The sequence below is a fragment of the Amycolatopsis sp. NPDC031561 genome (assembly GCF_055580625.1).
In genome coordinates, this window is sequence record NZ_JBVILA010000037.1 from 1 (window position 1) to 24,019 (window position 24,019).

Consider the following 24,019-nt stretch of genomic DNA (forward strand, 5'->3'; position numbering starts at 1 on the left):
CGCGACACAGGGCGCCTTCATCCCGTCACCGGCCCACCCCACGAACACGCCACCTTTGACTCACCTCTCAATAACCGTCCTTACCACTCACGAGGATGCCGGGGTCAGGTCGACTTCTGGCCGTCGATGCTCTCGCGCAGGATGTCGGCGTGGCCGGCGTGCTGCGCGGTCTCGGCGATGACGTGCGCCAGCACCCCGCGCACGCTGCGCACCGCGCCCGGCGCGTTCCACGGCGCCTCCGGCAGCGGATGCGTCGCGGCCAGGTCGGGAATCGAAGAGATGACCTCCTTCGTTCGCGCGGCCACCTCCTCGTACCGCTCGAGGACCCCCGCGAGGGTGTCGCCGGGCAGCATCCTGAATTCGTTCTGGTGGTCGATCGCCCACTGTGGGAACTCGCGGGCGGTCCCGGCGCCGAGGTCGGCCCAGGTGACGCCTTCGGGCAGGTCGTACCGCACCGCGTCCGGGCCGCCGACCACGAACCGCAGCCACATGGCTTCGACCGAGGCGACGTGCTTGATCAGGCCGCCGAGGCACAGCGCGCTGACCGTCGGGGTCGCTCCGAGCTGCTCGTCCGTGAGCCCCTGGACGGTGGTGGTCAGCGCGGCGCGGACGGTGTCGAGGGCTCCGAGCAGGTCGGCGCGTTCGGCGTCGAGGATGGTGGCGTTCATCAGGCCCTCCGGGTAGTCGTTTTCTGGCACGAGACCGACTCTCGCAGGGATAGAGGACAGGAAGTGGCCTCTACTTGAGGCATCATGGGAAACATGCCGAAAACCTCCGCGCGACTGCTCTCGATGCTCTCGTTGCTGCAGGCCCGCCGCGACTGGCCGGGAGCGCTGCTGGCCGAGCGGCTGGACATCAGCCCGCGCACCGTGCGGCGCGACGTCGACAGGCTTCGCGAACTCGGCTACCCCATCGCGACCGTCAAGGGCCCCGACGGCGGGTACCGGCTCGACGCCGGGTCCGAACTGCCGCCGCTGCTTTTCGACGACGACCAGGCGGTCGCGCTGGCGGTCGCGCTCCAGATCGCCACCACGAGCGGCGCGGGTATCGAGGATGCGGCGATGCGGGCGCTGCACACCGTGCGGCAGGTGATGCCGTCGCGGCTTCGGCGCCGGATAGACACGTTGCGGGTCACCGCCGTCGAACCGCCCGCGAGCCGGTCGGATCCCCGCGTCGACGGCGACGTCCTGCTTGCCCTCGGCTCTGCCGTCCACGCGCGCGAAGTCCTGCGGTTCGACTACGAGGGAACCGCTCTGCCTCGCCGGGCGGAACCGCACCATCTCGTCACCTGGCACGGCCGCTGGTACCTCGTCGCCTGGGACCTCGACCGCGAGGACTGGCGCACCTTCCGGGCCGACCGGATCACCCCGCGTACCCCGGCCGGGCCCCGGTTCACCCCACGCGAGCTGCCCTCCCCCGATGTCGCCACCTTCGTCGCGAGCCGGTTCCGGGGGTCGTCCGAAGTGGACTCGGGCGAGTGGCCCTGCCGCGGTGAGGTGCTCCTCGACCTCCCCGCCACGACCGTGGCTCACTACGTCCGGGACGGCGTCGTCGAGGAGGCCGGGCCGGATCGGTGCCGCCTGGTGCTGGGGTCCTGGTCGTGGGCCGGGCTGGCGGCGAGCATCGGCCGCTTCGACGCGGACGTCGAGGTCGTCGGGCCTGCTGAACTGAAAGAGGCCTTCGCCGCCTTGGCCCGCCGCTACGCGAAGGCCGCCCGCGTTTAGTCCTCTGAATGCGCCCGGTGATCTTCTGCGCCAGACTGGGGCCATGCGACTGGACCTGAGCGGGAAGACGGCCCTCGTCACCGGATCGACGCAGGGCATCGGTTTCGCCATCGCCACGGGGCTGGCCAGGGCCGGTGCCCGGGTCGCGCTCAACGGCCGGGGCGAAGCCGGTGTCACGTCCGCGATCGACCGCCTGCGCGCCGAAGTTCCGGACGCCGACGTCGTCGCGGCGGCGGGTGACGTGTCGACGGACGACGGCACCGCCCGGGTACTGGCGGCGGTGTCCGACATCGACGTCCTGGTCAACAATCTCGGCATCTTCGGGACACAGTCCCCTTTGGACATCACCGACGACGAGTGGCGGCGGTACTTCGAGGTCAACGTCCTCGCCGCGGTGCGGCTGACCCGGGCGTACCTGCCGGGGATGACGGGCCGCGGCTGGGGACGGATCCAGTACATCGCCAGCGATTCCGCGATCGTCATCCCCGCCGAGATGATCCACTATGGAGTGTCGAAGACCGCTTTGCTCGGCGTCTCCAGGGGGTTCGCCAAAGCCGCGGCGGGGACGGGCGTCACGGTCAACTCGGTGATCGCGGGCCCGACCCACACCGGCGGCGTCGAGGACTTCGTCTACGAACTGGTCGACAAGGATCTCCCGTGGGACGAGGCACAGCGCGAATTCATGCGCCTGCACCGGCCGCAATCGCTGCTGCAGCGGCTCATCGAACCCGAGGAGATCGCCAACCTGGTGGTGTACCTGGCTTCCCCGCTCTCCTCGGCCACGACAGGAGCCGCCGTCCGCGTCGACGGCGGCTACGTCGACTCGATCGTGCCGTGAGCCCTCACGACTTGTGGTGCACCTCCGGCGGCCCGAACACCGGCGTCGGGATCCCCTCGTAGCGCGCCTTCAGTTGCAGCGCGAGGTATAGGGAGTAGTGCCGTGACTGGTGCAGGTTCCCGCCATGGAACCACAGGCCCTCTTGCCGCGTGGGCTTCCACATGTTGCGCTGCTCGCCCTCCCACGGCCCGGGGTCCTTCGTCGTGTCCGAGCCGAGGCCCCAGCACTTGCCGACGCGGTCCGCGGTCTCCTGCCCGACCAGGTCGGCGACCCAGCCGTTCATCGAGCCGTAGCCGGTGGCGTACACGACGAGGTCCGCCCGCAGTTCCGTGCCGTCGGACAGCACCACCGTGTCGCGGGTCAGATGGTCGACCTGGCCGTGTGCCAGCTTGATCTTCCCGTCGGCCACCAGTTCCGACGCGCCGACGTCGATGTAGTAGCCGGAGCCGCGCCGCAGGTACTTGAGGAACAGGCCGGATCCGTCGTCGCCCCAGTCGTGCCGGAACCCGGCCGCCTCCAGCCGCGCGTAGAAGTCCTTGTCCCGCTCGCGGATCGCGTCGTACACCGGGATCTGGAACTGCGGCATGATCCGGTACGGGATCGACGCGAAGATCATGTCCGCCTTGTCGGTGGTGATCCCCGCCTGCACCGCCCGCTCCGAATACAGGTCACCGAGTCCCAGGTCCATCAGGGAATCCGACTTGACGATATGCGTCGAGGACCGCTGCACCATGGTGACGTCGGCGCCGTGTTCCCACAGCGCCGCGCAGATGTCGTGCGCGGAGTTGTTGGACCCGACGACGACGGCCTTCTTGCCCGCGTAGGAGTCCGGGCCGGGATGCGCCGACGAGTGGTGCTGATCGCCTTCGAACGACTCCATTCCCGGGAACGACGGGAGATTCGGCTTGCCGGACATCCCGGTCGCGAACACGACGTGCCGCGGCGTGAGCACCAGTTCCTCGCCCTCGCGCACGACGGTCACGAGCCACTGCCGCTTGTCCTCGTCCCAGGAAGCGGAAGTCACTTCGGTGCCGGCCCAGTACGGCACCTCCATGAGCCGCGTGTACATCTCCAGCCAGTCGGCGATCTTGTCCTTGGGCGCGAACACCGGCCAGTTGTCCGGGAACGGCAGGTAAGGCAGGTGGTCGTACCAGACCGGGTCGTGCAGGCAGAGATTCTTGTAGCGCTTCCGCCACGAATCGCCGGGACGTTCGTTGCGTTCGAGGACGAGCGCGGGCACGTCGAGCTGGCGCAGCCGGGCACCGAGCGCGATCCCGCCCTGCCCACCGCCGATGACGACGACGTACGGCTGCTCGTCGTGGCCGAGCCGCGTCTGCTCCTCCTCGCGCTTCTCCGCCCACGACTTCCGGCCGCGGACGACGCCGTGCTCGACCCCCTTCGGCCGCTGATCGTTGCGCCGCTCCTCGAACCCCTTGAGCTCACGCAGGCTCGTCAGCAACGTCCAGGCGCCTTCGTCCTTCAGCCGCAAGTGCCCCTTCGCGCGGCCGGTCGCGGTTTCGAACTCCAACCACGCTTCGGTCACTCCGTCGGCTTCGGTCGGCGTCTCGGTGGTACGGAACCCGGACGGTTCGATCCTTTCGAGGCAGGCGCCGAGCAGGCCCGCCACGCCGTCGCGGCCTTCGACGGTCTTGATCGTCCAGGTGAAGGCGACCAGGTCGCGCCAGTAACTGTCGACGGCGAAGAGCGCCGCGGCGGCTTCGACGTCGCGGGTCGCGAGGGCAGCTTCGAACCGGCTCAGCCAGGCGTCGACCCGAGCCTGCGGCGAGCCCGTCGCCTCGATCCGGTCCACCGTCTGTGTCATGGCCACTCCCAAACCTCGGCGTTCGGCTGTTACCCCGATCACACGCCGCGGGCAGGGGCGGCGACAAGGGTTGCAGCGTGTTGCAGCGCGACTCCTTGGCGCATCCCGGCACGCCGACCTATGCTGATCGGTCGACGCGATGGTGCGGAGGTGACCCGTGAGCGTGTTCAGCTCGGTCCCGCCCGGCGCCGACCTGCCGATGCACGCCCGCGACCTGGTCCGCATGCACGAAGCCGTGATCGGCGGCGGCCGTCCGCGCGTCCGGCCGCGGCCGCTGGTGTCGCGATCGTGGTCGCGTGCGCTGAGCCTGGGGCTCGCCGCCGACGGGGTGAACGCCCGGGATTCCGTCCCGCTCGACGAGGTCGCCCGCCGTCGCCGCGCCTCCCCGTTGCGGCACGTCGTCGAGAGCCTCGGACAGGTACTCGGCGCGACGTCCGACACCGCGAACATGCTCCTGGTGGTGACCGACGCCGACGGGATCATCCTCTGGCGCGCGGGCTCCCCCGCCGTCAAGCGCCGCGCCGACACCCTGGGCTTCACCGAAGGTGCCGAGTGGACCGAGTCGAGGGTCGGCACCAACGCGATCGGCACCGCGCTCACCGAGGCCGCGCCTGTGGAACTGCTGGCCGGGGAGCATTTCGAGCAGGGCCAGCATCCCTGGTACTGCACCGCGTCGCCGGTGCACGACCCGCGCACCGGCGAACTGCTCGGCGTGATCGACGTCAGCGGACCCGCCCTGACCCTGCACCCGGCGATCGCGGCGCTGGTGGAGACCGGACGGCGACTGGCCGAATCCGAACTCTGGCGCCACCACCAGCAAGGCTTGGACAAACTGAGGAGAACCGCCGAACCGGTGGTGGCAGGTGTGGGAGGCCCGGCGCTGCTGGTGGACGACGACGGCTGGGTGGCCCACGCCGCCGGGATCGCCCCCGGCGAGCGGATCGCCGCCCCCGAGGAGGGCCGGATCCTCGCCGTCCCCGGCCTCGGCGCCTGTCTGCCCGAACGCCTGGCCGAGGGCTGGCTCGTGCGCCCCGCCGACACCGCACGCCGGGTCCGGCTGGATCTCGAACTCGGCCACGCGCCGATGCTGCGGATGCGGTCGGGCGACGTCGGGTGGGTCCGCACCGTGACACCCCGGCACGCGGAGATCCTCGTGCACCTACACGCGGCGGGCCCGTCCGGGCTCTCGGCCGAAGCGCTGAGCCGGGCGCTCCACGGTGACGCCGAACACCTCGTCACCGTCCGCGCCGAGGTCTCCCGGCTGCGGCGGCTGCTCGGAGCCATTGTGGACACTCGCCCGTACCGGCTCGCCTCTGGCGTCGGCCTGACAGTCCATAAAGGACTCGAAGTCGGCGGTTGAGCCACTTCCGGTTGCGCGGGGTGCGGGCCGGGTACTCCGCGACCATGGAGATCCTGCTCGCCGGGGCCGGCGTTCTGGCGTTGTGCGCCGCGGTGCTGCCGAACCTGCTGCACGAACGCGCGCTGTCGATGCCGCTGATCCTGCTGGTGGGCGGGCTGATCTTCGGACTGCTCCCCTTCGGACACCCCTACGGCGAAGGTGTGCTCGACCCGCGGCCCCACGTGGGCGCCGTCGAAGTGATCACCGAACTCGGCGTCCTGGTGTCGCTGGTGGGCGCGGGGCTGAAGTCGGACCGCCTGATCGGCTGGCGATCGTGGAGCTCGACCTGGCGGCTGCTGGCGATCACGTTGCCGCTGTCGATCGGCGCGGTGGCCCTGCTCGGCTGGTGGGCGCTCGCCCTCTCCCCCGCCGCCGCCCTCCTGCTGGGAGCCGTCCTGGCGCCGACCGATCCGGTGCTGGCGAGCGACGTCCAGGTGCCCGCGCCGCACACCGAGGACGGGCGAGGCTCGGACAACGAGATCCGGTTCACGCTGACGTCGGAGGCCGGGCTGAACGACGGCCTGGCGATGCCGTTCGTGTTGCTGGCCGTCGTCCTGGCCGGAACGGTGAGCACTTCTCCCGTGCCATGGCTGCTCACCGAGGTCGTCGTCCCGCTCGCGATCGCCGTGGTGGTCGGTCTCGTCTGCGGTTGGTTGCTGTCCTGGCTGATGTTCCGGGTGCGGCACGAGCGGCTGCGCCTCGGCGAGTACTCCGACGGGCTGGTCGTGCTGGCCATCGCGTTCCTCCCCTTCGCGCTGTGCGAGTGGCTGGGCGGGATCGGCTTCGTCGCGGTGTTCACCGCCGCCGCGACGATCCGCGCCAGCGAACGCTCGCACGACTACCACGGTGTGCTGCACGAATTCGGCGATCAGCTCGAACGGCTCTTCGTCGCGCTGGCCCTGCTCGGTCTCGGCTTCATCCTGGGTGACGGGCTCCTGGCGGACCTTCAGGTCGCCGAAGTCCTGGTGGCGGTGGCCGCGGTGGTCGTCGTGCGCCCGCTGTTCGGCGGGCTGGCCCTGTTCCGCGGCGGCATCACGCGTCCGGCGGCGACGGCGATCGCGTTCTTCGGCATCCGCGGGATCGGCAGTCTCTACTACCTGTCCTACGCGCTGGGGCACGGCGACTTCCCGATGGCCGACTCGCTCTGGCGCGTCACGGCGCTCACGATCGCGGTGTCGGTCCTCGTGCACGGTCTCCTGTCCGGCCCGGTGATGCGCAAACTGGAGGGCCGGGGCATGCAGAACTTCGAGACCGGGTGAGCCACCTGGGCGTGATCGGGAGACCGCCTCGACTCCCGACTCCGAGCGCGCGGTGTCCCCAATGCCTCATTCGAGACGCTGAGTGTCGCCAATGACGCATTGGGGACACTCAGCCGCAACCCGTTCCCCTTGACCTGAAGGCCACCTTTGAGACCTTGACCGTCCCAAAGGTGGCCTTCAGGACAGCGCTCCCGAGGTGACAAGCGCCCGGGGCGTCGCGAGGTCAGTGCCCCCAATGCGGCATTGGGGGCACTGGGCGTCCCCAATGCCACATTGGGGGCACCAGACGCCGCCGCGTCAGCCCGTCCGCTGCCACTCCCGGCCTTCGACCCGCGCCTTCACCCGCCCCAGGGTGGTCGCGATGTTGGCGCGGTTGGTCCCGGCGCGGTCGGGCTCGCCGGTGATGAAGATGGCGATCGGGACGAACCACGGCGGCACCCGCAGCCAGTTCCGCACGGTGAGCCGGCAACCGTCACCCTTGGACTCGATGTCGAACTCCCAGCGGGAAATCGGCACCAGGAACGGCGTGCGCACCCGGTAGGCGAACCGGCGTCCCGGCTCGGCTTCGACGATCTCGGCGTGGGTCACCCAGCGCCGCCGTCCGTTGCGGTTGCTGCCGGCGAACCAGTTCCCGACGGCCGCCTCGGTGGCGCCGCGGATCCAGCGGGCCTTGCGCAGTTCCTCGGTGCACTCCGACATCGCGACCGGGTCGCTGACGAGCCGGTACACCCGCTCGGGCAAGGCGTCGATCGTGACTTCGCCGGTCGCGATCGGTTCGGTGTAGGTCAGGGTGTCCTTCGGCTTCGTCGCCATCGCGCCTCCCAGTCGACCCTGTCAGCCCATCAGTACGAGCGGGCACGGTCAAGACCGCCAAGGCAGCACAGCACGTTCGCGCATCTCCCGGCCGAGGTCAGGTGGTCGGTTCGGCCGGGAAGGTCACGCGGAAGCCCAGCGCCTGCAGCAGCTGGGTCAGCATCGCCTTGGTGTTGGCCCTGGCGCGTTCGAGCAGGCCGGAGCGCTGCGCCGCCTCGGCGATCCGTTTCTCCGCGGCGACGTAGAACTGCTGCTGGTTCTGCACGGACACCAACGCCCCGAGCCGGTCGATCAGGCCGCGCTCCTGGCCGAAGACGTAGCTGCGCTCGTTGTCCAGATTGGGTTTCGCCAGATGGGCTTCGGGCAGCCGGACCTCGACCGACTGCCGGTCTTCGGAGACGGTGAGCGAATTCTCCACCAACGGCCCGAAATCGACGTACGCGTCGACAGAGCCCGCGGCCACGAACAGGGTCCGTTCCCCGGCGATGGCTTCGGGCACCCACTTGACGTCCTTCTCGATGTCGACGATGACCTGGTAGTCGCCGACGGCTGCGTGGTACTGGCTCAGATCACGGACCGCCTGGAGCACCGCGGGCTGCGAACGGTCCACAGTGGACGTTCCGAACGGGTCGAACTTCGACAGCAGCCCGGTGAACTGCAGTGCCGCACCGACGATCAGAAGTCCGACCAGGGCGAACGCCCCAAGGCGCACCCAACGTTTCTTCACGCCCACCACCGCCTCTCCAGCGCGGGGGTACCCGGCGGACGCGGTCCTGAAGCGTCCTGGCCGGTTTCACCGACGATCGGCGGAACCGGATCTCGCACTTGGAGTAGTTTGGCCGCATGCAGAACGTCTTGCCCGCGCCGGAGAAGACCGGGCTGAACATCTCGGCGTTGCACTGGGCGGGTTTCCTCGGGATCGCCGTGCTCGTGCTGGTCACGTCGGGCATCGGCCTGCCTTCGGTGCTGGTGGTGGCGCTGGGGGTGACCGGGATGGCCACCCTGGTGCTGTCCTGGCTGGGCATCGGACGCCTCGCCGCCGGGCTCCCCGAGCGGCGGCTGTACTGGATCGCGGTGTCGTGGTGCGCGCCGCTGCTGGTCGCGCGCCCGCTGTTCAGCGGTGACATCAACAGCTACCTGGCTCAGGGACTCATCGCGGCCAAGGGGTTCGACACCTATCTCGTGGGACCGGCGGAGGCGCTCGGCGCCGATTCACCGGTGACGCTCGCGGTCAGCCACTACTGGCGGGACACGCCCGCGCCGTACGGGCCGGCGTTCGTCGCGCTGGCGCGCTCGGTCGCCCACATCGCCGGGGACGACTTCGTCCCGACACTGCTGCTGCACCGGCTGCTGGGGCTGGCGGGGATCGCGCTCATGGCGTGGGCGCTCCCCCGCCTCGCCCGCCGGGCCGGGGTTTCGCCGTCGATCGCGTTGTGGCTTGCCCTGCTCAACCCGCTGGTGCTGTGGCACGTCGTGGCGGGCGTGCACAACGACGGGCTCATGGTCGGGCTGATGGTCGCCGGGCTCGAACTCGTCCTGATGGGCGCGGCGAAGACCGGCGCGGCGCGGCCCGCGCTGATCGCGGCGGGCGTGATCGCGGTGAGCGCGGCCGCGAACATCAAGATCGTGGCCGTCGCGGGCCTGCTGTTCGTCGGCGTCGACCTGTTCCGCCGCGCGACCCCCGCGGGACGCGTGGCCGTCGCGCTCGGGCTGCCCGCCGGATTCGCCGCGGTCACCGCGGCGATCTCGCTCGGCAGCGGGCTCGGTTTCGGCTGGGTCCGCGTCCTCTCCGGGGTTTCCGGTCAGGTCCACAGCTGGATGGCGCCCACCAACGAACTCGGTTTCCTCATCGGCGGGGTGGGCAAGATCTTCGGCGCCGACCTGACCGACGGCGCGATCAAGGTGTTCTCGCTCATCGGCGCGATCCTCGGCCTCGCCGTCGGGGCCAGGCTGTTGTGGCTCACCTACCGGGAGAAGCTGCACCCGCTCTACGGCGCCGGGCTGACCTTCGCCGCGATGCTGGTCCTCGGGCCGGTCGTGCAGCCGTGGTATCTCCTGTGGACGGTCGCGTTGCTCGCCGTCAGCCTCACGACCGACCGGGGCCGCTGGATCCTCGCCGGGATCAGCGCGGTGTTCGGCGTTCTGCTCCCGCCGGCGAACGGCGGCGCCGTGTCCTTGGCACTGGGTTACCTGATCGCCGTCGCGCTCATCGGCGGGACCTTGTTCTTCTTGAAGCGCAAAGACCTGTTGCCGGAGATCAGGTTCCGCAAGAGCCGGACGTAACGGCTCCACCGCGCGGGCGCGCGGACCGTGCCGGTGAGATCACGCTCGGCACGGTCCAGCCCGTCCTCCAGCAAGGCGTCGTGCATCGGCCGCCACAGCAGCGGGTAGGTGAACCAGGCGGGATGCCGCAGCCGCAGCACCATGAGGTGCTCGAGCTCGGTCTCCTCCGTTCCCCTCGCGCGCAGGGTGAATTCGTGGAAGCCGTCGAAACCGCGGGGTGCGGTGAACCGGAATCGCACCGACTTCCCCGGTTCGTAGGACTCGACGGAGTACCGCACCGGTCCGTGCCCGCCCACGGCCCCCACGCCGAGTGGCCGGTCGAACCGCAGCGGCGGCCACGCGTCGACGGGCCACAACCGATCGCCGTCGGCGGACAGCGTGTCGATCAGCGCGCCCACACGCTCCGATGACACCGCGACAATCCGGGAATGCCTGTTCCACACTCGCATCGTGCCTCCTGGTTCTAGAGACCTTCCCCTAAAACCATAGTAGAGGATAGTCTCTGAAAATGGGACGGCCACCGCGGCACACCGCCGACGACTTCCTCGACGCCGCCGTACGGCTCTTCGCCGCCGAAGGAGCGGCAGGGGTGACCATGTCGGCCGTCGCCCGCGAAGTCGGCGCGCCGAGCGGGTCGATCTACCACCGCTTCCCCGGGCGCCCCGCCCTGCTCGCGGCCGTCTGGCTCCGCACCGTGACCCGTTTCCAGCGGGACTACCTCGAAGCGCTCGAACAGGAACCGGCACTGGAGGCCGCCGTCGAGGCCGCCGCGCAGGTCATCCGATGGTGCCGCGCCCATCCCGCCGAGGGGAAACTGCTCTACGCGGGCAACCGCGCGCTCGGCGTCGAAGACTGGGACACCGAAGACCGCGCCCGCGCCGAAGACGCCAACAGCCGGCTCGACACGGCGATCACCAAGGTCGTGCGACGGCTGCGCCCGCTGACCGGCCGGAGCACCGACGAACTGATGCTGGCCCTCGTGGACCTCCCCTACGCCGCGGTGAGGAGACATCTCGACCGCGGCGAGGCGCCACCGCCGCGCACCGTGGACCTGGTGGCCAAGACCACCCGCACGCTGCTGTCGGGCTGAGCTCAGGTCCGGACCGGCACCGCGATGGAGTACCCACCGCCGTCGATCAGGTCGAGCAGGAGGCGGGCCGCCGGACCGGGCAGCCGCTCGCCCCTGGTGGCGATGGTCAGCGGCCAGACCAGGCCGGGCGCGTCGAGCGGGATCGTCCGGACCCCGGTCAGCAGTTGGAGATCGGGTACCACGGCGATGCCGAGCCCCGCCGCGACGTAGGCGGGCACCAAACGCAGGTCGGCGACCTCGACGATGACCCGCCGCGGGGCCCCGATCGCCTCGAACGCGCGGTCCAGGGCGACACGGTTGCCGAAGCCGCGCGGGTTGTCCACGAACGACTCGCCGATGAGGTCCGCCAGGGTCAGCGACCGCCGGTCCCCCAGCCGATGACCGTCGGGCAGCACGACGACGAACGGCGCCGAACCGAGCGGTTTGGTGCGGAGCCCGGCGAGGTCGGACTCGGGCAGGCCGAGCAGGGCGACGTCGAGCCTGCCCTGGCGCAGGTCTTCGGCCAGTCCGGTCGATCCGGTGATCGACACCGTGACGTGCAGGTCCACCAGCGGGTACCGGCGGTGGAACGCGCCGAGCAGATCAGGCAGGTCGAGGCCCCCGACGCTGGTCAAGGTGCCGATGCGGAGGCTGCCGCGCAGGCCGGCGGAGGCATCGGCGACCACCTCGCGCGCCCTGTCGACAGCCTCCAGCGCGGCTTTGGCCTCGGGCAGGAAGACCTTGCCCGCCGGGGACAGTTCGACCCGCCGCGTCGACCGGTCGAACAGCTTCACGCCGAGCTCGCCTTCGAGCGCCTGGATCGTGGCCGACACGGTGGACTGCACCGCGAACAGCCGTCGAGCGGCACGGGTGAAACTGAGTTCCTCGGCGACGGCGACGAAGCATTCGAGCTGACGGGTCTCCACGAGGGGTAATTATCGCAGTTCCGGATAACTGTGACCAGCATTGTTCGTTGGACTTGGATGATCCGGGGATCCACAGTGGAGGCATGCTGAACACCGTCACCCTTCCCCGTCCCGCGCTCCGGCGGATCAGCCACGGTCGTGGCTTCTGGGTCATCGCGGCCGCTTACGCCGTCTCGCTGGCCTTCTCCACCGTCCCCACCCCGCTCTACGTGCTCTACCAGCAACGTGACGGCTTCCCCACCTACGTCGTGACCATCGTGTTCGCGGCGTACGCGGTCGGCGTGATGGGCAGCCTGTACCTCGCCGGGCATGTCAGCGACTGGCTGGGACGGCGGCGGGTGATCCTCGCCGCGACCCTGGTTCAGGCCCTGTCCGCGACGCTCTTCCTGACCTGGCCGGACGTCCCCGGGCTGATCCTGGCCAGGCTCGTCGGCGGCGCGGGGATCGGCGCGCTGACCGCGACCGCCACCGCGCATCTGTCCGAACTGCGCGCCGTCGCCAGGCCGAGCGAGGACCACGGGCGTGCCGGTCTGATCGCCACCGTGGTCAACATGGGCGGGCTGGCTCTCGGGCCGCTGTTCGGCGGTGTGTTCGCGAGCTACTCGGCCGAGCCGCTCACCACGCCGTTCCTGTTCTTCCTGGTCCTGCTGCTGGCCGCGGCCATCGCCGTCGCGCTCGTCCCGGAAACGGTGGAGCGCGCCGAGGAACTGCCCGCGTACCGGCCACAGCGCGTCTCACTCCCGTCGAGCGCACGGCCCGCCTTCTTCGGCGCGGCGATCGGCGCGTTAGCGGCCTTCGCGATCACGGGACTGTTCATGGCACTGACGCCGACGTTGCTGGCACAGGGTTTGCACGAAAGTTCGCGGATGCTGGCCGGTCTCGCGTCGTTCTCCGTGTTCCTCGCCGCCGCCGCGGCGCAGGTGGTCTTCGCCGGTCTGGCCAGGCGGACCCAGCTGCGGCTCGGCCTCGCACTGATGACGGCCGGGCTGGTGGCGCTGCCGGTCGCGGTGACGACGTCCCAGCTGTGGCTCTTCCTCGTGGGCGGGATCGCGGCGGGCGCCGGGGTCGGGTTGGGCTTCCGCGCCTCCGTGGCCACCGTCGCCGCACTGGCCGAGCCGCCGATGCGCGGCGAAGTCCTCGCGGCGTTGTTCCTGGCCGCCTACGCGGGACTGGTCCTGCCCATCCTCCTCGTCGGCATCTCCCTGATCTGGCTGCCGAGCGCGTGGGCACTGATCGGATTTTCGGTGCTGGAACTGGGTTTGCTCGCCTGGTCGGCACCCAAGGTGCTGGCGGGCGCCAAGAAGTGACCGACCGTCCACAGTGGCGCGTCCGCGTGGGTGATCCTCGTCAAACCCGCGGGCGCCCCACACCGGCGGTGTGCGATCCTGGTCCAGGAACCTCGTGATCGAGGTCCCCGGACGAGTGGGTGCCGTACCCGGCCAGCGACAAGACGGCGCTCTGGGAGCGCGTCATGTCCTGGCTTGTGCTGATCGTTTCGGGTGTTCTGGAAGCCGTGTGGGCCACCGCCCTCGGCAGGTCCGAAGGATTCTCCCGGCTGACACCGTCGGTGATCTTCGGTGTGACGCTGGTGGCGAGCATGGCCGGCCTCGCCTACGCGATGAGAGATCTCCCCGTCGGGACCGCCTACGCGGTCTGGGTCGGGATCGGAGCGTCGCTCACCGTCGGCTACGGCATGGTGTCGGGCGCGGAAACCGCGTCACTGGCCAAAATCCTGCTGATCGTGGGGATCGTCGCCTGCGTGGTGGGGCTGAAAGTCCTGCATTGAGCCGGAAAGAGGGACCGCCCCCGACGCACGGACGACGTCGGGGGCGGTCGGGTCCGGGCGCACCCCTGCGTGTGGCCCGGACGGCTAGGCGGTCAGGAGCGCGCCCAAAGGGCGGGGACGTTCGGCGGCTCCCAGCCGGCCTGAGCGGTGTGACCCTGCAGCGCCCGGTACGAAGCACCGTTGTAGGTGACCGTCGCACCCGCGGCGTAGGTGGTACCGGCCGCCCAAGTGCCGGAGGGCGGGTTCGACGTCGTCGGGCCGGTCGGCGTCGTGGTGGTGCTGGACGGCGGGTTCGAGCCCGAGGTCACCAGGCGCAGGCTGTACACGCTCAGGATCTCCGAGATCGGCTGGAAGTAGAACGTGCCGCCCGAGCTGCAGTTGCCGGAGCCACCGGAGGTGACGCCCTGCGCCTGGTCGCCCGCGAGCCACGAGCCGCCGGAGTCACCCGGTTCGGCGCAGGCGTTGGTCCGGGTGAGGCCGGAAACGGTGCCCTGCGGGTAGTTCACCGAAGCGTTCTTCTGCTGGATGGTGCCGCAGTGCCAGCCCGTCGTGGACCCGGAACGGCAGACCGAGGCGCCGATCGCGGCCTCCTGCGAACCCGCCACCGGCACGGTGCCCGGGTAGCGGTTCACGAGCCCCCGCGGGGTGTTGCCCGCGTCCACGCGGACCCACGCGTAGTCGTTGCCGGGGAAGCTGGAGCCCCCGACGGTCCCGCTCGGGTTCGAGGTGCGCGTTCCGGTGGTGCCACAGTGCCCCGCGGTCACGAAGCCGCCCTCGACCGAGAAACCGATCGAGCAGCGGCCCGAGCCGAACGTGTAGGCGTTGCCGCCGATGACGTCGATCAGCGGGACCGGGCTCTCGGTGCTGGTCTCGACCCGCACCGCGTCGGCACGCACCCCGGACGCGGTCGCCCACGACTTCGCGGCGGCCTCGGTGCCGGCGTTGGCCAGCACGACGATCGAGTTGGTGGTGGCGTCGACGTACCAGCCGGGCACGCTCTTCGGCGCGCTGGTTCCCTTGGTGTCCAAAGACAGCTTCGCGGCGTCGAGCTGAGCGGCGCTCCGCGTGACGGTCTTCGGGGTCGCGCCGGCCGCGCGGACCGTGCCCTCCAGCGCCGCGTCGGTGACGGCGACGGTCAGCGTGGTCCCCGCCGCGTCCAGCCACGATCCGGCGTAGGACGGGCCGAGCCGGGTCTTGAGGGCGCTGTCGGTGCGTGCCGCCGTCTGCTCACCGGCGAGACGGGTCCTGGCCTGATCGGGGCTGATCTTCAGGTCGCGCGACAGGGCCGCGACGATCTCCGACTGGACCTGATCGGCCGCCGGGACGGTCTGGCCGGCGCTCGCGCTCGGTGTCAGCGCGACGGCCGTGACCAGGCCGGCGCCGGTGATGGCCGCCGCGGCGGCCGCTACGATCTTTCGGTTCATTTCAGGCGCTTCCTCAAGACGTACCGGAAGGGGGATCTCGTGTCCCCGACCGTACGAGGCGCCTGATGCAAAAGGTACATACCATTTAGGTCATATCCACCCCAGTGGACTGGACCTATTGCCGACCTCGGCGCAGGTCAGCGCACCCCTGCGTCCGTGTAGTCGACACCGTAACCCGGGTTCAACTCGAGGTACTTCGAGTAGGTCGGCCGACGGTCGATCAGTTCGCCGTACACCGCGCGGGACAGGGCGATCATCTCCGCGGCGAAGGGGCCCATCTCCCCTCGCTCCGACCAGCCGACGAGATTCCGCCAGCTCAGCGGATTCCCCGCGATCGGGACGGCGACGATGCCCGGGATCTCGTGGAAAAGCGGCTGACACAACACCACCGCGTGTCCCGATTCGACCATTTCGATGCAGGTCAGCACATCGGTCTCGTACAGCGAACGCGGCGTGAACCCCGCCCGGGCGCACGCGGAGGCGAAACAGTCGCCGAAACAGCCGTCTCCCGGCGTCGCACACCATCGTTCTTCCGCCAGCGCGCTGAGTTCCACCTCGTCGTGCTGAGCGCGCTCGTCACGCGCCGACATCAGCACGAACACCGGATGATGCGCGAGGGTCCGCCACCGGACGCCGGGCTCGGGCGGCGGCGCGGCGTCACCGCAGACGCCGACGAAGGAGAAGTCCAGCGCGCCCTCGGCGGTCATGTCCGCGAGTTTGTTGGACGACCACGACGTATGGGTGGCGACGTGGATGTCGGGATGGGTGGTGCCGAGACGCTGCAGGAGCGCGCCGAGCATCGGCCCCGTCGCCGAACCGAGCCGCAAGGTCACCGGCTCGCCGGTACCGGCGTGCTGGGCGAGGCGCGCCGCCTCGTCGTGCAGGGACGATACGGCGGGGAGCACCATCTTCGCCCGGTCGAGGACGAGGAGACCGAGTGCCGTCGGCCGGGTCCCCGTGTGATCGCGCAGGAAGAGCTTCCCGCCGAGGGTCCGTTCGATGCGCTTCAACTGTGCGGTCAAAGCGGGCTGCGCCATTCCGAGCGTGTTCGCCGCCTTGGTGATACTCCCGAGTTCGGCGATCGCGCACATGATGCGCAAGTGGCGCAGTTCCAGCTCCATCCCTCTACGTTAGTAGACGTAACTGGACTGGACCAGACAAACGCTTGAGCCAAATGGCTTCGTATCGCCCTTTTCTTGGATTGCCATCGATGTCAGCATTCCGGAAGGGCATCGTGGGGCCGGTGTTCACAGTGGAACCGAAGGGCGACCGGTCAAGACCGGTCGCGCAGCCGGATCGCCGTCTCGAGGTTCTCCCGGATCCTTCTGGTCAGGCGATGGTCCGGACCGAGCGCCCGCTCGGCGTCCGACCGCGCTTCTTCGAACATCCGGATGGCGAGTGGCAGGTCCCCCGCGACTCCGCGGGCGTAGGCCAGATCGTTCCGTGAATTCAACGTGTCCTGGTGGTCGTGCCCGAACACCCGCTCCCTGGCGGAGAGCGTGCGCTCGTACAGTTCGATCGCCCTGGTCAGGTCACCCGAGGATTCGTACGCGCCTGCCAGGTTGTTCCACGATCTCAAGGTGTCGGGGTGATCGGGACCCAGCACGCGCTCGCGATCGGCCAGGGTCCGTTCCTGTAGTTCGACCGCGCGGGCGAGATCGCCCGCCGACTCGCACGCTCCCGCGAGATTGCCCCGCGAAACCAGCGTGTTGGGATGGTCCGGTCCCAGCACCCGTTCACGATCTTCCAACGTCGCCTCGAACAACGTGACCGCGCGCTTCGAGTCACCCATCGACCAGTGGAGATAAGCCAGATTGTTCCGGTAGAGCAAGGTCTCCGGATGGTCGGCTCCGAGCACCCGCTCACGATCCGTGAGCGTGACTTCGTGGAGCGGGATCGCCCGTTCGGCGTCACCCGCCATTTCGTACGCCATGGCCAGGTTGTTCCGGGAGACCAGCGTGTCCGGGTGTTCCTTTCCCAGCACGCGCTCACGTCGTTCCAGCGTTTCCTCGAACAGCGAGATCGCCCGCCTCACGTCACCGGCGGCGTGGCAGGCGGCCGCCAGGTTGTTACGGCAGCTCATCGTGTCCGGATGGGGCGGCCCCAGCACCCGCTCGCAGTCCGCCAGCGCCGCCTCGAGGAGCGAGATCGCGCGCCCCAGATCACCGGCCGTCTGGTACGCGGACGCCGAAGTGTTCCGGGCGCGCAGGGTGATCGGATGGTCGAAGCCGAAAAGGCGTTCACCGGCGCCGACGGCCCGGTCCGCGAACGCGATGGCCGCCGCAGCATCGCCCTGACCGAGGACGTAGAGGCTGAGGCTGTTGGCCAGGTGGCAGAGCGGACCGGTGTCACTCTCGGTGTGGCCGAGCAGCGCCCGCCCGTGCGGCAGCACGGCTTGGAAGGCGGGCCAGTCGGCGGGCAGCCGGGGATCCACCGGGTCGAGCGCCTGGGCGAGCGCGGCGGCGGTGGCCTCACGAGCGTGGTCGATGTCCTCGGGACCACGGTAGGGGTCGGCCGGGTCGGGGGTGCGGGTCACGGCCTGCACGAGGCGGTGCACGTCGATCGTCTCGGCGTTGAGGGTGATCATGCTGTAGGCGGCCAGCCGCCCCAGCGCCTCCGACAGCTCCGGTTCCTCGCCGTCGCCTTCCAGCAGTGCTCGCGGGATGCGTTCGGGAGCGTGCCAGGCCAGCCGTCGCAACAACTTCGCGGCGAGCGGGGTGTCCGCGAGCCGGTCGAGGGTGACGTGCCAGACCCGGGCCACGGCGCGCTCCGCGTCCTCGGCCTCCGCGGTCCAGGCGAACATCTTCGCCGGAGACCTGGCGAGCAGGCCTAGATAGCGGGCGGGCGTCATCCGGTTCTGCGCGAGGTACGCCCCGGCCTGTTCCACCGCCAAGGGCAGCCAGCCGAGCTCGGCGCAGAGCTCGCCGGCGCCCGCCAGCTCCGCCTCCGGCCACTCCGCCCGGACCGTCCGGGCGAGCAACTCGGCCGCCTCGTCCGGTTCCAGCACGTCCAGTGACACGGTGCCGACGTCACGCCAGCCGGTGCCCCGTCTGCTGGTGATGAGGATCGTGCCGGTCCGCACCCGGTCCAGCAGTCCGGCGGCGTGCGCGAGATCGGTCAGGTTGTCGAGGATCAGCAGCCAGCCGGTATGTCCGGCGAGCCAGCCGACGGCCTGTTCGGTCCGCTGTTCCCACGGCAGCCCCGCGGCCTCCGGGGACAGCGCCACGGCCAGCTCCGCCAACCCGTCGTCGATCGCCGAAGCCGAGTCCGCCGTCACCCACCACACGGCCGAATAGTCGGCCGAGCGCAGTTCGGCGAACCTGGCGGCCAAGCTGCTCTTGCCGACACCGCCGAGCCCGTGCACCGCGACGACCGCGACCCGGCCCGCGGCCTTCGCCGTCTTCTCCAGCCTGTCCAGCTCGGCCGCGCGCCCGACGAAGACCCTGCCGCTCAGGGGCAGTTTCCACGCCGCGTGCCGGGGCGGCGGAACGTCGGTCTCCGCGAGAATGCCGTCGATGAATTTCGAAATCTGGCCGTACACAAGGGAATCGCGGCCGTCCGGTTTGCAGATGCCGACGTGGTCGGCGTCGACGGGGATCGGACGGACCCGGGGCAGGCCGGGGTTGGCCGAGCCCTCGTCGACCACCCGGATCCCTCTGGTCGGGTACGCCTCGAAGAACACCAGGTTCCGGATCCCGGACTCGTCGGCCCAATCGCGGTAACGGTCGTTGAGGTGCCGCAGGTGGGCGGCGTTGCGTTTGAGGTCCTTGACCGCCGCGGTGGACCGATAGACCAGTCCGAGCGCCTTGACGACCGCCGCCAGCCCCGAGCCGGTGTGCGGGGTACCCAGGAAGACCACCCCGCGCGCGGCCGTCGCGAACGCCGCGAAGCCGGTCCGGCCCTCGGCCGCGTGCAGCAGGATCTCCTTGGCCAGAAGGCCGCCCATGCTGTGGGTGACGAAACACAACGGCCGCTCGCCGATGCCGAGGTTCTGCAGCGACGCCATCAGGTTGATCGCCCGGTCCTGCATGGGCATCGCCTTGCCCCGCCAGCCCGACGACCATGCCTCGTAGCCCACCGACCACACCGCGACGCGGTCGAAATCCTCGGCGAGCCACTCCGGCCAGAACGACGACGGCGCCCCGCCCTCCCACGTCTTCCGCGCGTCCCCGTCCAGCCCGTGCAGGAACACCACGTCCAGCCCGGCCGACACGGGAACCCGGACCTTGAGGATCTCGGGCAATCTCCTACCTCCGGCCGGGCGGGCGGTTTCGTGGTGCCGCCACCGGATGTCGGCCGCCCGGTGCCCGCCGTTACGCGCGGCCCCCAACGCGCCTCGTGAGTGGCAATGCCGGTTCTATTGAGGGGAAGGGCAAACGGGGCGTGCTCGTGCCGTTTTCGGTGTCGGTTGTGGGGCGGGTGTTGTGAAGGCCTCGTTCGCAACAGTGAAGGTTGGGAACGAGGCTTTCGGGACATCAGACGTCGCGAAAGTGGCTTTCGCGACACGGCCACTCGGCATCGGGCGCGGCAAAGGGCGCCTTCATCCCGTCACCGGCCCACCCCACGAACACGCCACCTTTGACTCACCTCTCAATAGAACCGCCCTTACCACTCACGAGGTGCCCGGCTCAGGAGGTCTTCGACTTGCGGTTCAGGAACGCCGACGCCCCGACACCGTGCGCGGCGACGCTCGCCAGCACCGTCACCGCCATCACGCTCAACGCGATGTCCGCCGCGTCCCCGTCGAGTGAGTTGTAGGCCAGCAGGCCGAACACGATCGACGCCGCGCCGCGTGGCGCCAGGAAGCCGATGGTCATCCGGTCCCGCCACCGGAAATCGGTCCGCAGCAGGGTGAGCAGCACCGGGATGAGCCGGGCGACGGTCAGCGCGACGACGCTGACGATCACGACGCCCCAGGTGAGGCCGAAGGACAGCACCAGCACGGCGGTGCTGCCGAAGACGAACCACATCAGCAACCCGCACAGCGAACTGACATCCTCGGCCAGCCCGAGTTCGTCCTCGCTCGGATGCCGCGCGGTCTTGTAGGCGATCCCGCAGATGAACGCGGCGACGAAACCGTTGCCGCCGATGGCGACGGCGGCGGTGTAGGTCAGCAGAGGAAGCGCGACGGCCGCGACCCGTGCCGAATGCCGCGTCGACCAGCCGTGCTTGCCCGTCACGTTCATCGCCACCGCGGCGACCGCGCCGATCACGGAGCCAGCCAGCACGGCCAGCAACGCCGCCGGGATCGCGGTCTGCAGCGCCTCGCCCGGCGTGTTCGCCTGATGGTGGCTCCCGGCGAGGGTGAGCGCGAAGATGAACACCGGGGCGACGACGCCGTCGTTGTAGCCGCTTTCGACGTTCAGCAGATGCCGCACGCGTTCGGGCACCCGGACGTCGTGCACCACCGACGTCGCGGGCGCGAAGTCCGTGGGGGCGATGATGCAGGCGATCAGCAGCACCACCGTCCACCCGAGCCCCGGCAGCACCAGCAGGCCGACCCCCATGACGATCAGGATCGTCAGCGGCAGCGCGATCAGCAGCAGTCGCACCGCGGTCTTGGCGTCATGACCGAGGTAGCCGCCCTTGACCGCGGTGGCGTCCACGAACAGCAGCAGGGCGAGAATCAGTTCCGCGGCGTTGAGGGCGATCTCGGTGTTGAGCCCGTTGCCGAGATCGTTGCGGGTGCTGAACCCGATCGCCAGCCCCGCCGCGACCATCGCCATCGGCGCGGTGATCTGCCACCGTTCCAGCCGTGCCGCCGTCATCGTCCAGGCCAGCACGACGACCGCACCGACGAGCACGCTCTGGATCATCTACCCGCTCCTCGTTCCCGGTGGACTCCCCTGCCACCGGGAACGAGCATAGAGGCCGTCCACAAAGGAACGCCGATCACACCACCGCGCCGTTGTCGTCCCGCTCCCGTGCCCGCGACGGTTTCCTGACCGGACGCCCGGCCCCTGGCCAGCGCTTGTCGAGCAGGATCGCGACGGGACCCGCGGTGGCCACAGTGGACACCGTGCCCGCGATGAGGCCGAGCAGGAGCGCGAGGGCGAAGTCGGCCAGCGAGCCGTCCCCGAGGAACAGCAGCGCCCCGAGGACGAACAGCACCCCGATCCCGGTGTTGATCGTCCGGGGCAGCGTCTGCAGGACCGCCGTGCCGACGACGCGGGCGAACGGCTCCTTGCGGCGCTGCCCCCGCACCTCCCGGACCCGGTCGAAGACCACCACCGAGTCGTTGACCGAATAGCCGATCACCGTCAGCAGCGCGGCGAGGAAGACGCCGTCCATGGACTTGCCCAGCCAGGCGAAGATCCCGACGATGATCAGGACGTCCTGGGCGAGCGCCGCCACCGTGGCCAGGCCGAGCCGCCAGTCGAACCGCACCGCGAGGTAGATCAGCTGCGCCAGCACCGCGAGGAGGAGCGCGACGACCGCCTTGGTGCGCAGTTCGGCGCCGAGGCTCGGGCCGATCTGCTCGTCGCGGATCTCGGTGGCGTCGCCCGCCACCCCGGAGACCGCGGTCCGGATCCGCTCGGTGGCGGCCTCGTCGATGGGCTCGGTGCGCACCGAGATGTCCTTCTCACCGGACGTTTGCACGACGGCGCGGGGGAATCCTGCGTCGGACACCGCGTCCCGGACCTGTTCGACGTCGGCGGGCGCCGAGGTGCTGTATTCGATCACCCGGCCGCCGGTGAACTCGACGCCGAGATTCGGTCCGGCCACGAACAATCCCGCGATCGCGGCGATCACGATCGCACCCGCCACCATCAGCCAGCGTCGAGGCTTGCCGAGGAAGGCCGGATCGCGCCGGTTCACCCACTTCCGGACCCGGCCTTCGTGCGTGAGCCCGGAAAGCCGCGGTTTGCGCGCGACCACACCCCGCATCGTGAGGTGCAGCAGCAGTCGGGTGAGCACGAGCGAGATGAACAGGGCCACGACCACCCCGATGGACAGCGTCACCCCGAACCCGCGCACCGGGCCGGACGCCAGCCAGAACAGCAGCCCCGCGGCGAGCAGGGTGGTCACGTTCGAATCGACGATCGCCGACAGCGCCCCGCTGAACCCGCGGCTGACCGACCGGGACAGCGAGCCTCCCCGTTTGACCGAATGTTCTTCTCTCGCCCGCTCGAAGACGAGCACGGTGGCGTCGACGGCCATGCCGATGGCCAGCACGAAGCCCGCGAGACCGGGCAAGGTCAGTGTCGCTCCGATGGCGAGCAACGCGCCGTAGGACACCACCGCGTAGGCCACCAGGGCGCCGACGGCGATGAGTCCGGCCAGGCGATACACCGCGAGCAGGAAGAGCGCGGTCAGTCCCAGGCCGATGACGGCCGCGCGGGCGCTGGCGTCGATCGCGGCGGCACCGAGGGTGGGGCCGACGGTGCGCTGCTCGATGATCTCGACCGGCGTCGGCAGCGCGCCGGCGTTGATCAGCAACGCCAGGTCCTTCGCCTCGGCCGGGGAGAACCGCCCGGTGATCTGCGTGCTCCCGCCGACGATCCCGACCCCGCAGGCGACCTGCGGGCTCACCTGGGGCGACGAGATCACCTTGTCGTCGAGCGCGATCGCCACCCGGCGGGTCGGATCACCGGGCGGCGAACAGGCCGCCTGGCCGGTCAGCCGCTCCCAGGCGCGGCCGGAATCCCCTTTGAAGTCAACGGAAACGAGATGACCGCCGCCCTGGGAATCGATCGTCGAGAGCGCCTTGTCGACGCCTTCACCGGTCAGCGCCGCGGGTCCCAGCGTGATCGGCTGGCCGCTCTCGTCGGGCAGCACGCGGCTTCCCTGCGCCGCGTCGGTGGAGGCTCCGAGCACCGGGTGGAAGGACAGTTGCGCGGTGCGGCCGATCACTTCGACGGCCTCGCGCGGATCCCGCACGCCGGGCAGTTCGACGATGATCCGCTTGTCGCCGGAGCGGGCCAGCATGGGCTCGGCGACGCCCAGCGCGTCGACCCGGCGGCGCAGCACCTCGAGCGTCCGGTCGGTGGTCTCCGCGTCGGCGGTGATGGTGGGCGAATCCTTGGTCTCCAGCACGATCTGCGTGCCACCACGCAGATCGAGCCCCAGGCGCGGGGCGGTGGTCAGCAACAAGTACACGGTCGCGGCGAGGATGACCAGCGAGACGACGGCTCGCCCGGTCATGCTTCGCCGCGCGGTTTCGCGCGGCACGACGGTTTCTCCTCGATGAATTCCTCCGCGCGCGGCAGAAGGCGCGCGGATTCCCGGTCCGGGCACGCGGAAGACGTGCCCGTGAGCTTCAGACGGCTACCGGGAAAGGAGGAGCTCGATCCCCCAGCGCGAGGCGGTGCGCCGCGCGCGAGGGAGGGGTGACGTCGGCGTGGAGTTCGCTGAGGCGGAGCAGCGTCGTCGACGCGGGCCCGTGCGGGACGGTCCCGAAGAGAGGCAGGTCACCGTGACCGTGCACACCCAGGAGCGAAGGTTCGGCGGCGAGCCTGCCGACGGCGCGCACCGGCGCCACGGCCTTGGAGACCGAGGAGTCGACGGTCGCGTTCGCCCCGCGCGACTCGTCGGCCGAAGCGGAATCACCGGAGTGGAGCGCGAGGAACAGGCCGAGCGCGGTCAGCACGGCGGCGAGCAGCACGAGTACGGCCTGCCTGGCAGGCCGGTACGTCCGGCGCTCCACCGTCATCGACACACTCCCGGGGTTCTCCC

General features: G+C 70.2%; 20 protein-coding genes and 1 riboswitch. Of the genes, 8 read left to right on the forward strand and 12 right to left on the reverse strand.

The annotated features are described in order from the left end of the window. Positions 1-104: 104 nt before the first annotated feature. Complete coding sequence (locus ACZ5IK_RS41400; protein WP_465492759.1) at positions 105-668, reverse strand: DinB family protein; 564 nt, start codon at positions 666-668, stop codon at positions 105-107. A 93-nt stretch (positions 669-761) separates the two neighbouring features. On the opposite strand from ACZ5IK_RS41400, the gene ACZ5IK_RS41405 reads away from it, so the two are divergent. Continuing rightward, positions 762-1,724, forward strand: a complete 963-nt coding sequence (locus ACZ5IK_RS41405) for a helix-turn-helix transcriptional regulator (RefSeq protein ID WP_465492707.1) — start codon at positions 762-764, stop codon at positions 1,722-1,724. 43 nt (positions 1,725-1,767) lie between these two features. Then, complete coding sequence (locus ACZ5IK_RS41410; protein WP_465492708.1) at positions 1,768-2,562, forward strand: SDR family NAD(P)-dependent oxidoreductase; 795 nt, start codon at positions 1,768-1,770, stop codon at positions 2,560-2,562. 4 nt (positions 2,563-2,566) lie between these two features. Here ACZ5IK_RS41410 and ACZ5IK_RS41415 read toward each other — a convergent pair whose 3' ends face one another. After that, the gene (locus ACZ5IK_RS41415) at positions 2,567-4,384 is read right to left on the reverse strand and encodes an NAD(P)-binding domain-containing protein (protein WP_465492709.1); all 1,818 of its coding nucleotides are present in this window, start codon (positions 4,382-4,384) and stop codon (positions 2,567-2,569) included. 157 nt (positions 4,385-4,541) lie between these two features. Here ACZ5IK_RS41415 and ACZ5IK_RS41420 point away from each other — a divergent pair, with 157 nt between their 5' ends. Continuing rightward, positions 4,542-5,744 (forward strand): sigma-54-dependent transcriptional regulator family protein, encoded by a 1,203-nt coding sequence (locus ACZ5IK_RS41420; RefSeq protein ID WP_465492710.1) that lies wholly within the window; start codon positions 4,542-4,544, stop codon positions 5,742-5,744. Then, positions 5,741-7,042: a cation:proton antiporter gene (locus ACZ5IK_RS41425; RefSeq protein ID WP_465492711.1), complete on the forward strand. Its 1,302-nt coding sequence runs from the start codon at positions 5,741-5,743 to the stop codon at positions 7,040-7,042. Before ACZ5IK_RS41420 ends, ACZ5IK_RS41425 begins: the two co-directional genes overlap by 4 nt. A gap of 297 nt (positions 7,043-7,339) precedes the next feature. Here ACZ5IK_RS41425 and ACZ5IK_RS41430 read toward each other — a convergent pair whose 3' ends face one another. Next, on the reverse strand, positions 7,340-7,855 hold the full coding sequence (locus tag ACZ5IK_RS41430) for an SRPBCC family protein (protein ID WP_465492712.1): 516 nt from the start codon (positions 7,853-7,855) through the stop codon (positions 7,340-7,342). 97 nt (positions 7,856-7,952) lie between these two features. Further along, complete coding sequence (locus tag ACZ5IK_RS41435; protein ID WP_465492713.1) at positions 7,953-8,588, reverse strand: DUF4230 domain-containing protein; 636 nt, start codon at positions 8,586-8,588, stop codon at positions 7,953-7,955. A gap of 110 nt (positions 8,589-8,698) precedes the next feature. On the opposite strand from ACZ5IK_RS41435, the gene mptB reads away from it, so the two are divergent. Next, positions 8,699-10,138: a polyprenol phosphomannose-dependent alpha 1,6 mannosyltransferase MptB gene (gene mptB / locus ACZ5IK_RS41440; protein WP_465492714.1), complete on the forward strand. Its 1,440-nt coding sequence runs from the start codon at positions 8,699-8,701 to the stop codon at positions 10,136-10,138. Here the strand turns inward: mptB and ACZ5IK_RS41445 are convergent. Continuing rightward, positions 10,042-10,551 carry an SRPBCC family protein gene (locus tag ACZ5IK_RS41445; RefSeq protein WP_465492715.1) on the reverse strand — a complete coding sequence of 170 codons (510 nt, stop codon included), beginning with the start codon at positions 10,549-10,551 and terminating at the stop codon, positions 10,042-10,044. The genes mptB and ACZ5IK_RS41445 overlap by 97 nt on opposite strands. Positions 10,552-10,646: 95 nt before the next feature. Between ACZ5IK_RS41445 and ACZ5IK_RS41450 the strand changes: the two genes are divergently transcribed. After that, positions 10,647-11,228 carry a TetR/AcrR family transcriptional regulator gene (locus ACZ5IK_RS41450; RefSeq protein ID WP_465492716.1) on the forward strand — a complete coding sequence of 194 codons (582 nt, stop codon included), beginning with the start codon at positions 10,647-10,649 and terminating at the stop codon, positions 11,226-11,228. A 2-nt stretch (positions 11,229-11,230) separates the two neighbouring features. On the opposite strand, the gene ACZ5IK_RS41455 is transcribed toward ACZ5IK_RS41450, so the two are convergent. Continuing rightward, positions 11,231-12,133, reverse strand: a complete 903-nt coding sequence (locus ACZ5IK_RS41455; RefSeq protein ID WP_465492717.1) for a LysR family transcriptional regulator — start codon at positions 12,131-12,133, stop codon at positions 11,231-11,233. A gap of 83 nt (positions 12,134-12,216) precedes the next feature. Here ACZ5IK_RS41455 and ACZ5IK_RS41460 point away from each other — a divergent pair, with 83 nt between their 5' ends. Both ACZ5IK_RS41460 and ACZ5IK_RS41465 read left to right on the forward strand, forming a co-directional pair. Then, positions 12,217-13,440: an MFS transporter gene (locus tag ACZ5IK_RS41460; RefSeq protein WP_465492718.1), complete on the forward strand. Its 1,224-nt coding sequence runs from the start codon at positions 12,217-12,219 to the stop codon at positions 13,438-13,440. A gap of 84 nt (positions 13,441-13,524) precedes the next feature. Then, a riboswitch (guanidine-III (ykkC-III) riboswitch) is annotated at positions 13,525-13,593 on the forward strand. A gap of 11 nt (positions 13,594-13,604) precedes the next feature. After that, positions 13,605-13,919: a DMT family transporter gene (locus tag ACZ5IK_RS41465; protein ID WP_101613271.1), complete on the forward strand. Its 315-nt coding sequence runs from the start codon at positions 13,605-13,607 to the stop codon at positions 13,917-13,919. 92 nt (positions 13,920-14,011) lie between these two features. Here ACZ5IK_RS41465 and ACZ5IK_RS41470 read toward each other — a convergent pair whose 3' ends face one another. From ACZ5IK_RS41470 to ACZ5IK_RS41495, 6 genes are all read right to left on the reverse strand, one after another. Continuing rightward, positions 14,012-15,343 carry a carbohydrate-binding protein gene (locus ACZ5IK_RS41470; protein ID WP_465492719.1) on the reverse strand — a complete coding sequence of 444 codons (1,332 nt, stop codon included), beginning with the start codon at positions 15,341-15,343 and terminating at the stop codon, positions 14,012-14,014. 137 nt (positions 15,344-15,480) lie between these two features. Next, a complete protein-coding gene (locus tag ACZ5IK_RS41475) occupies positions 15,481-16,464 on the reverse strand; it encodes a LysR family transcriptional regulator (protein WP_465492720.1) in 984 nt (327 codons plus the stop codon). Between the two features lie 152 nt (positions 16,465-16,616). Further along, a complete protein-coding gene (gene fxsT, locus ACZ5IK_RS41480; protein ID WP_465492721.1) occupies positions 16,617-19,673 on the reverse strand; it encodes an FxSxx-COOH system tetratricopeptide repeat protein in 3,057 nt (1,018 codons plus the stop codon). 298 nt (positions 19,674-19,971) lie between these two features. Next, positions 19,972-21,159 carry a cation:proton antiporter gene (locus ACZ5IK_RS41485; protein WP_465492722.1) on the reverse strand — a complete coding sequence of 396 codons (1,188 nt, stop codon included), beginning with the start codon at positions 21,157-21,159 and terminating at the stop codon, positions 19,972-19,974. A gap of 76 nt (positions 21,160-21,235) precedes the next feature. Then, positions 21,236-23,515 carry a protein translocase subunit SecD gene (gene secD / locus ACZ5IK_RS41490; protein ID WP_465492723.1) on the reverse strand — a complete coding sequence of 760 codons (2,280 nt, stop codon included), beginning with the start codon at positions 23,513-23,515 and terminating at the stop codon, positions 21,236-21,238. 88 nt (positions 23,516-23,603) lie between these two features. After that, a complete protein-coding gene (locus ACZ5IK_RS41495; RefSeq protein WP_233224206.1) occupies positions 23,604-23,996 on the reverse strand; it encodes a hypothetical protein in 393 nt (130 codons plus the stop codon). Positions 23,997-24,019: the final 23 nt, after the last annotated feature.

Bases quoted from the DNA above. Each gene is read 5' to 3' on its own strand.
- ACZ5IK_RS41410 (WP_465492708.1), top strand. From the start codon at position 1,768: ATGCGACTGGACCTGAGCGGGAAGACGGCCCTCGTCACCGGATCGACG.
- ACZ5IK_RS41450 (WP_465492716.1), top strand. From the start codon at position 10,647: ATGGGACGGCCACCGCGGCACACCGCCGACGACTTCCTCGACGCCGCC.
- ACZ5IK_RS41400 (WP_465492759.1), bottom strand. From the start codon at position 668: ATGAACGCCACCATCCTCGACGCCGAACGCGCCGACCTGCTCGGAGCC.
- ACZ5IK_RS41470 (WP_465492719.1), bottom strand. From the start codon at position 15,343: ATGAACCGAAAGATCGTAGCGGCCGCCGCGGCGGCCATCACCGGCGCC.
- mptB (WP_465492714.1), top strand. From the start codon at position 8,699: ATGCAGAACGTCTTGCCCGCGCCGGAGAAGACCGGGCTGAACATCTCG.
- ACZ5IK_RS41495 (WP_233224206.1), bottom strand. From the start codon at position 23,996: ATGACGGTGGAGCGCCGGACGTACCGGCCTGCCAGGCAGGCCGTACTC.
- ACZ5IK_RS41460 (WP_465492718.1), top strand. From the start codon at position 12,217: ATGCTGAACACCGTCACCCTTCCCCGTCCCGCGCTCCGGCGGATCAGC.
- ACZ5IK_RS41405 (WP_465492707.1), top strand. From the start codon at position 762: ATGCCGAAAACCTCCGCGCGACTGCTCTCGATGCTCTCGTTGCTGCAG.
- ACZ5IK_RS41465 (WP_101613271.1), top strand. From the start codon at position 13,605: ATGTCCTGGCTTGTGCTGATCGTTTCGGGTGTTCTGGAAGCCGTGTGG.
- ACZ5IK_RS41475 (WP_465492720.1), bottom strand. From the start codon at position 16,464: ATGGAGCTGGAACTGCGCCACTTGCGCATCATGTGCGCGATCGCCGAA.
- ACZ5IK_RS41415 (WP_465492709.1), bottom strand. From the start codon at position 4,384: ATGACACAGACGGTGGACCGGATCGAGGCGACGGGCTCGCCGCAGGCT.
- ACZ5IK_RS41485 (WP_465492722.1), bottom strand. From the start codon at position 21,159: ATGATCCAGAGCGTGCTCGTCGGTGCGGTCGTCGTGCTGGCCTGGACG.
- ACZ5IK_RS41430 (WP_465492712.1), bottom strand. From the start codon at position 7,855: ATGGCGACGAAGCCGAAGGACACCCTGACCTACACCGAACCGATCGCG.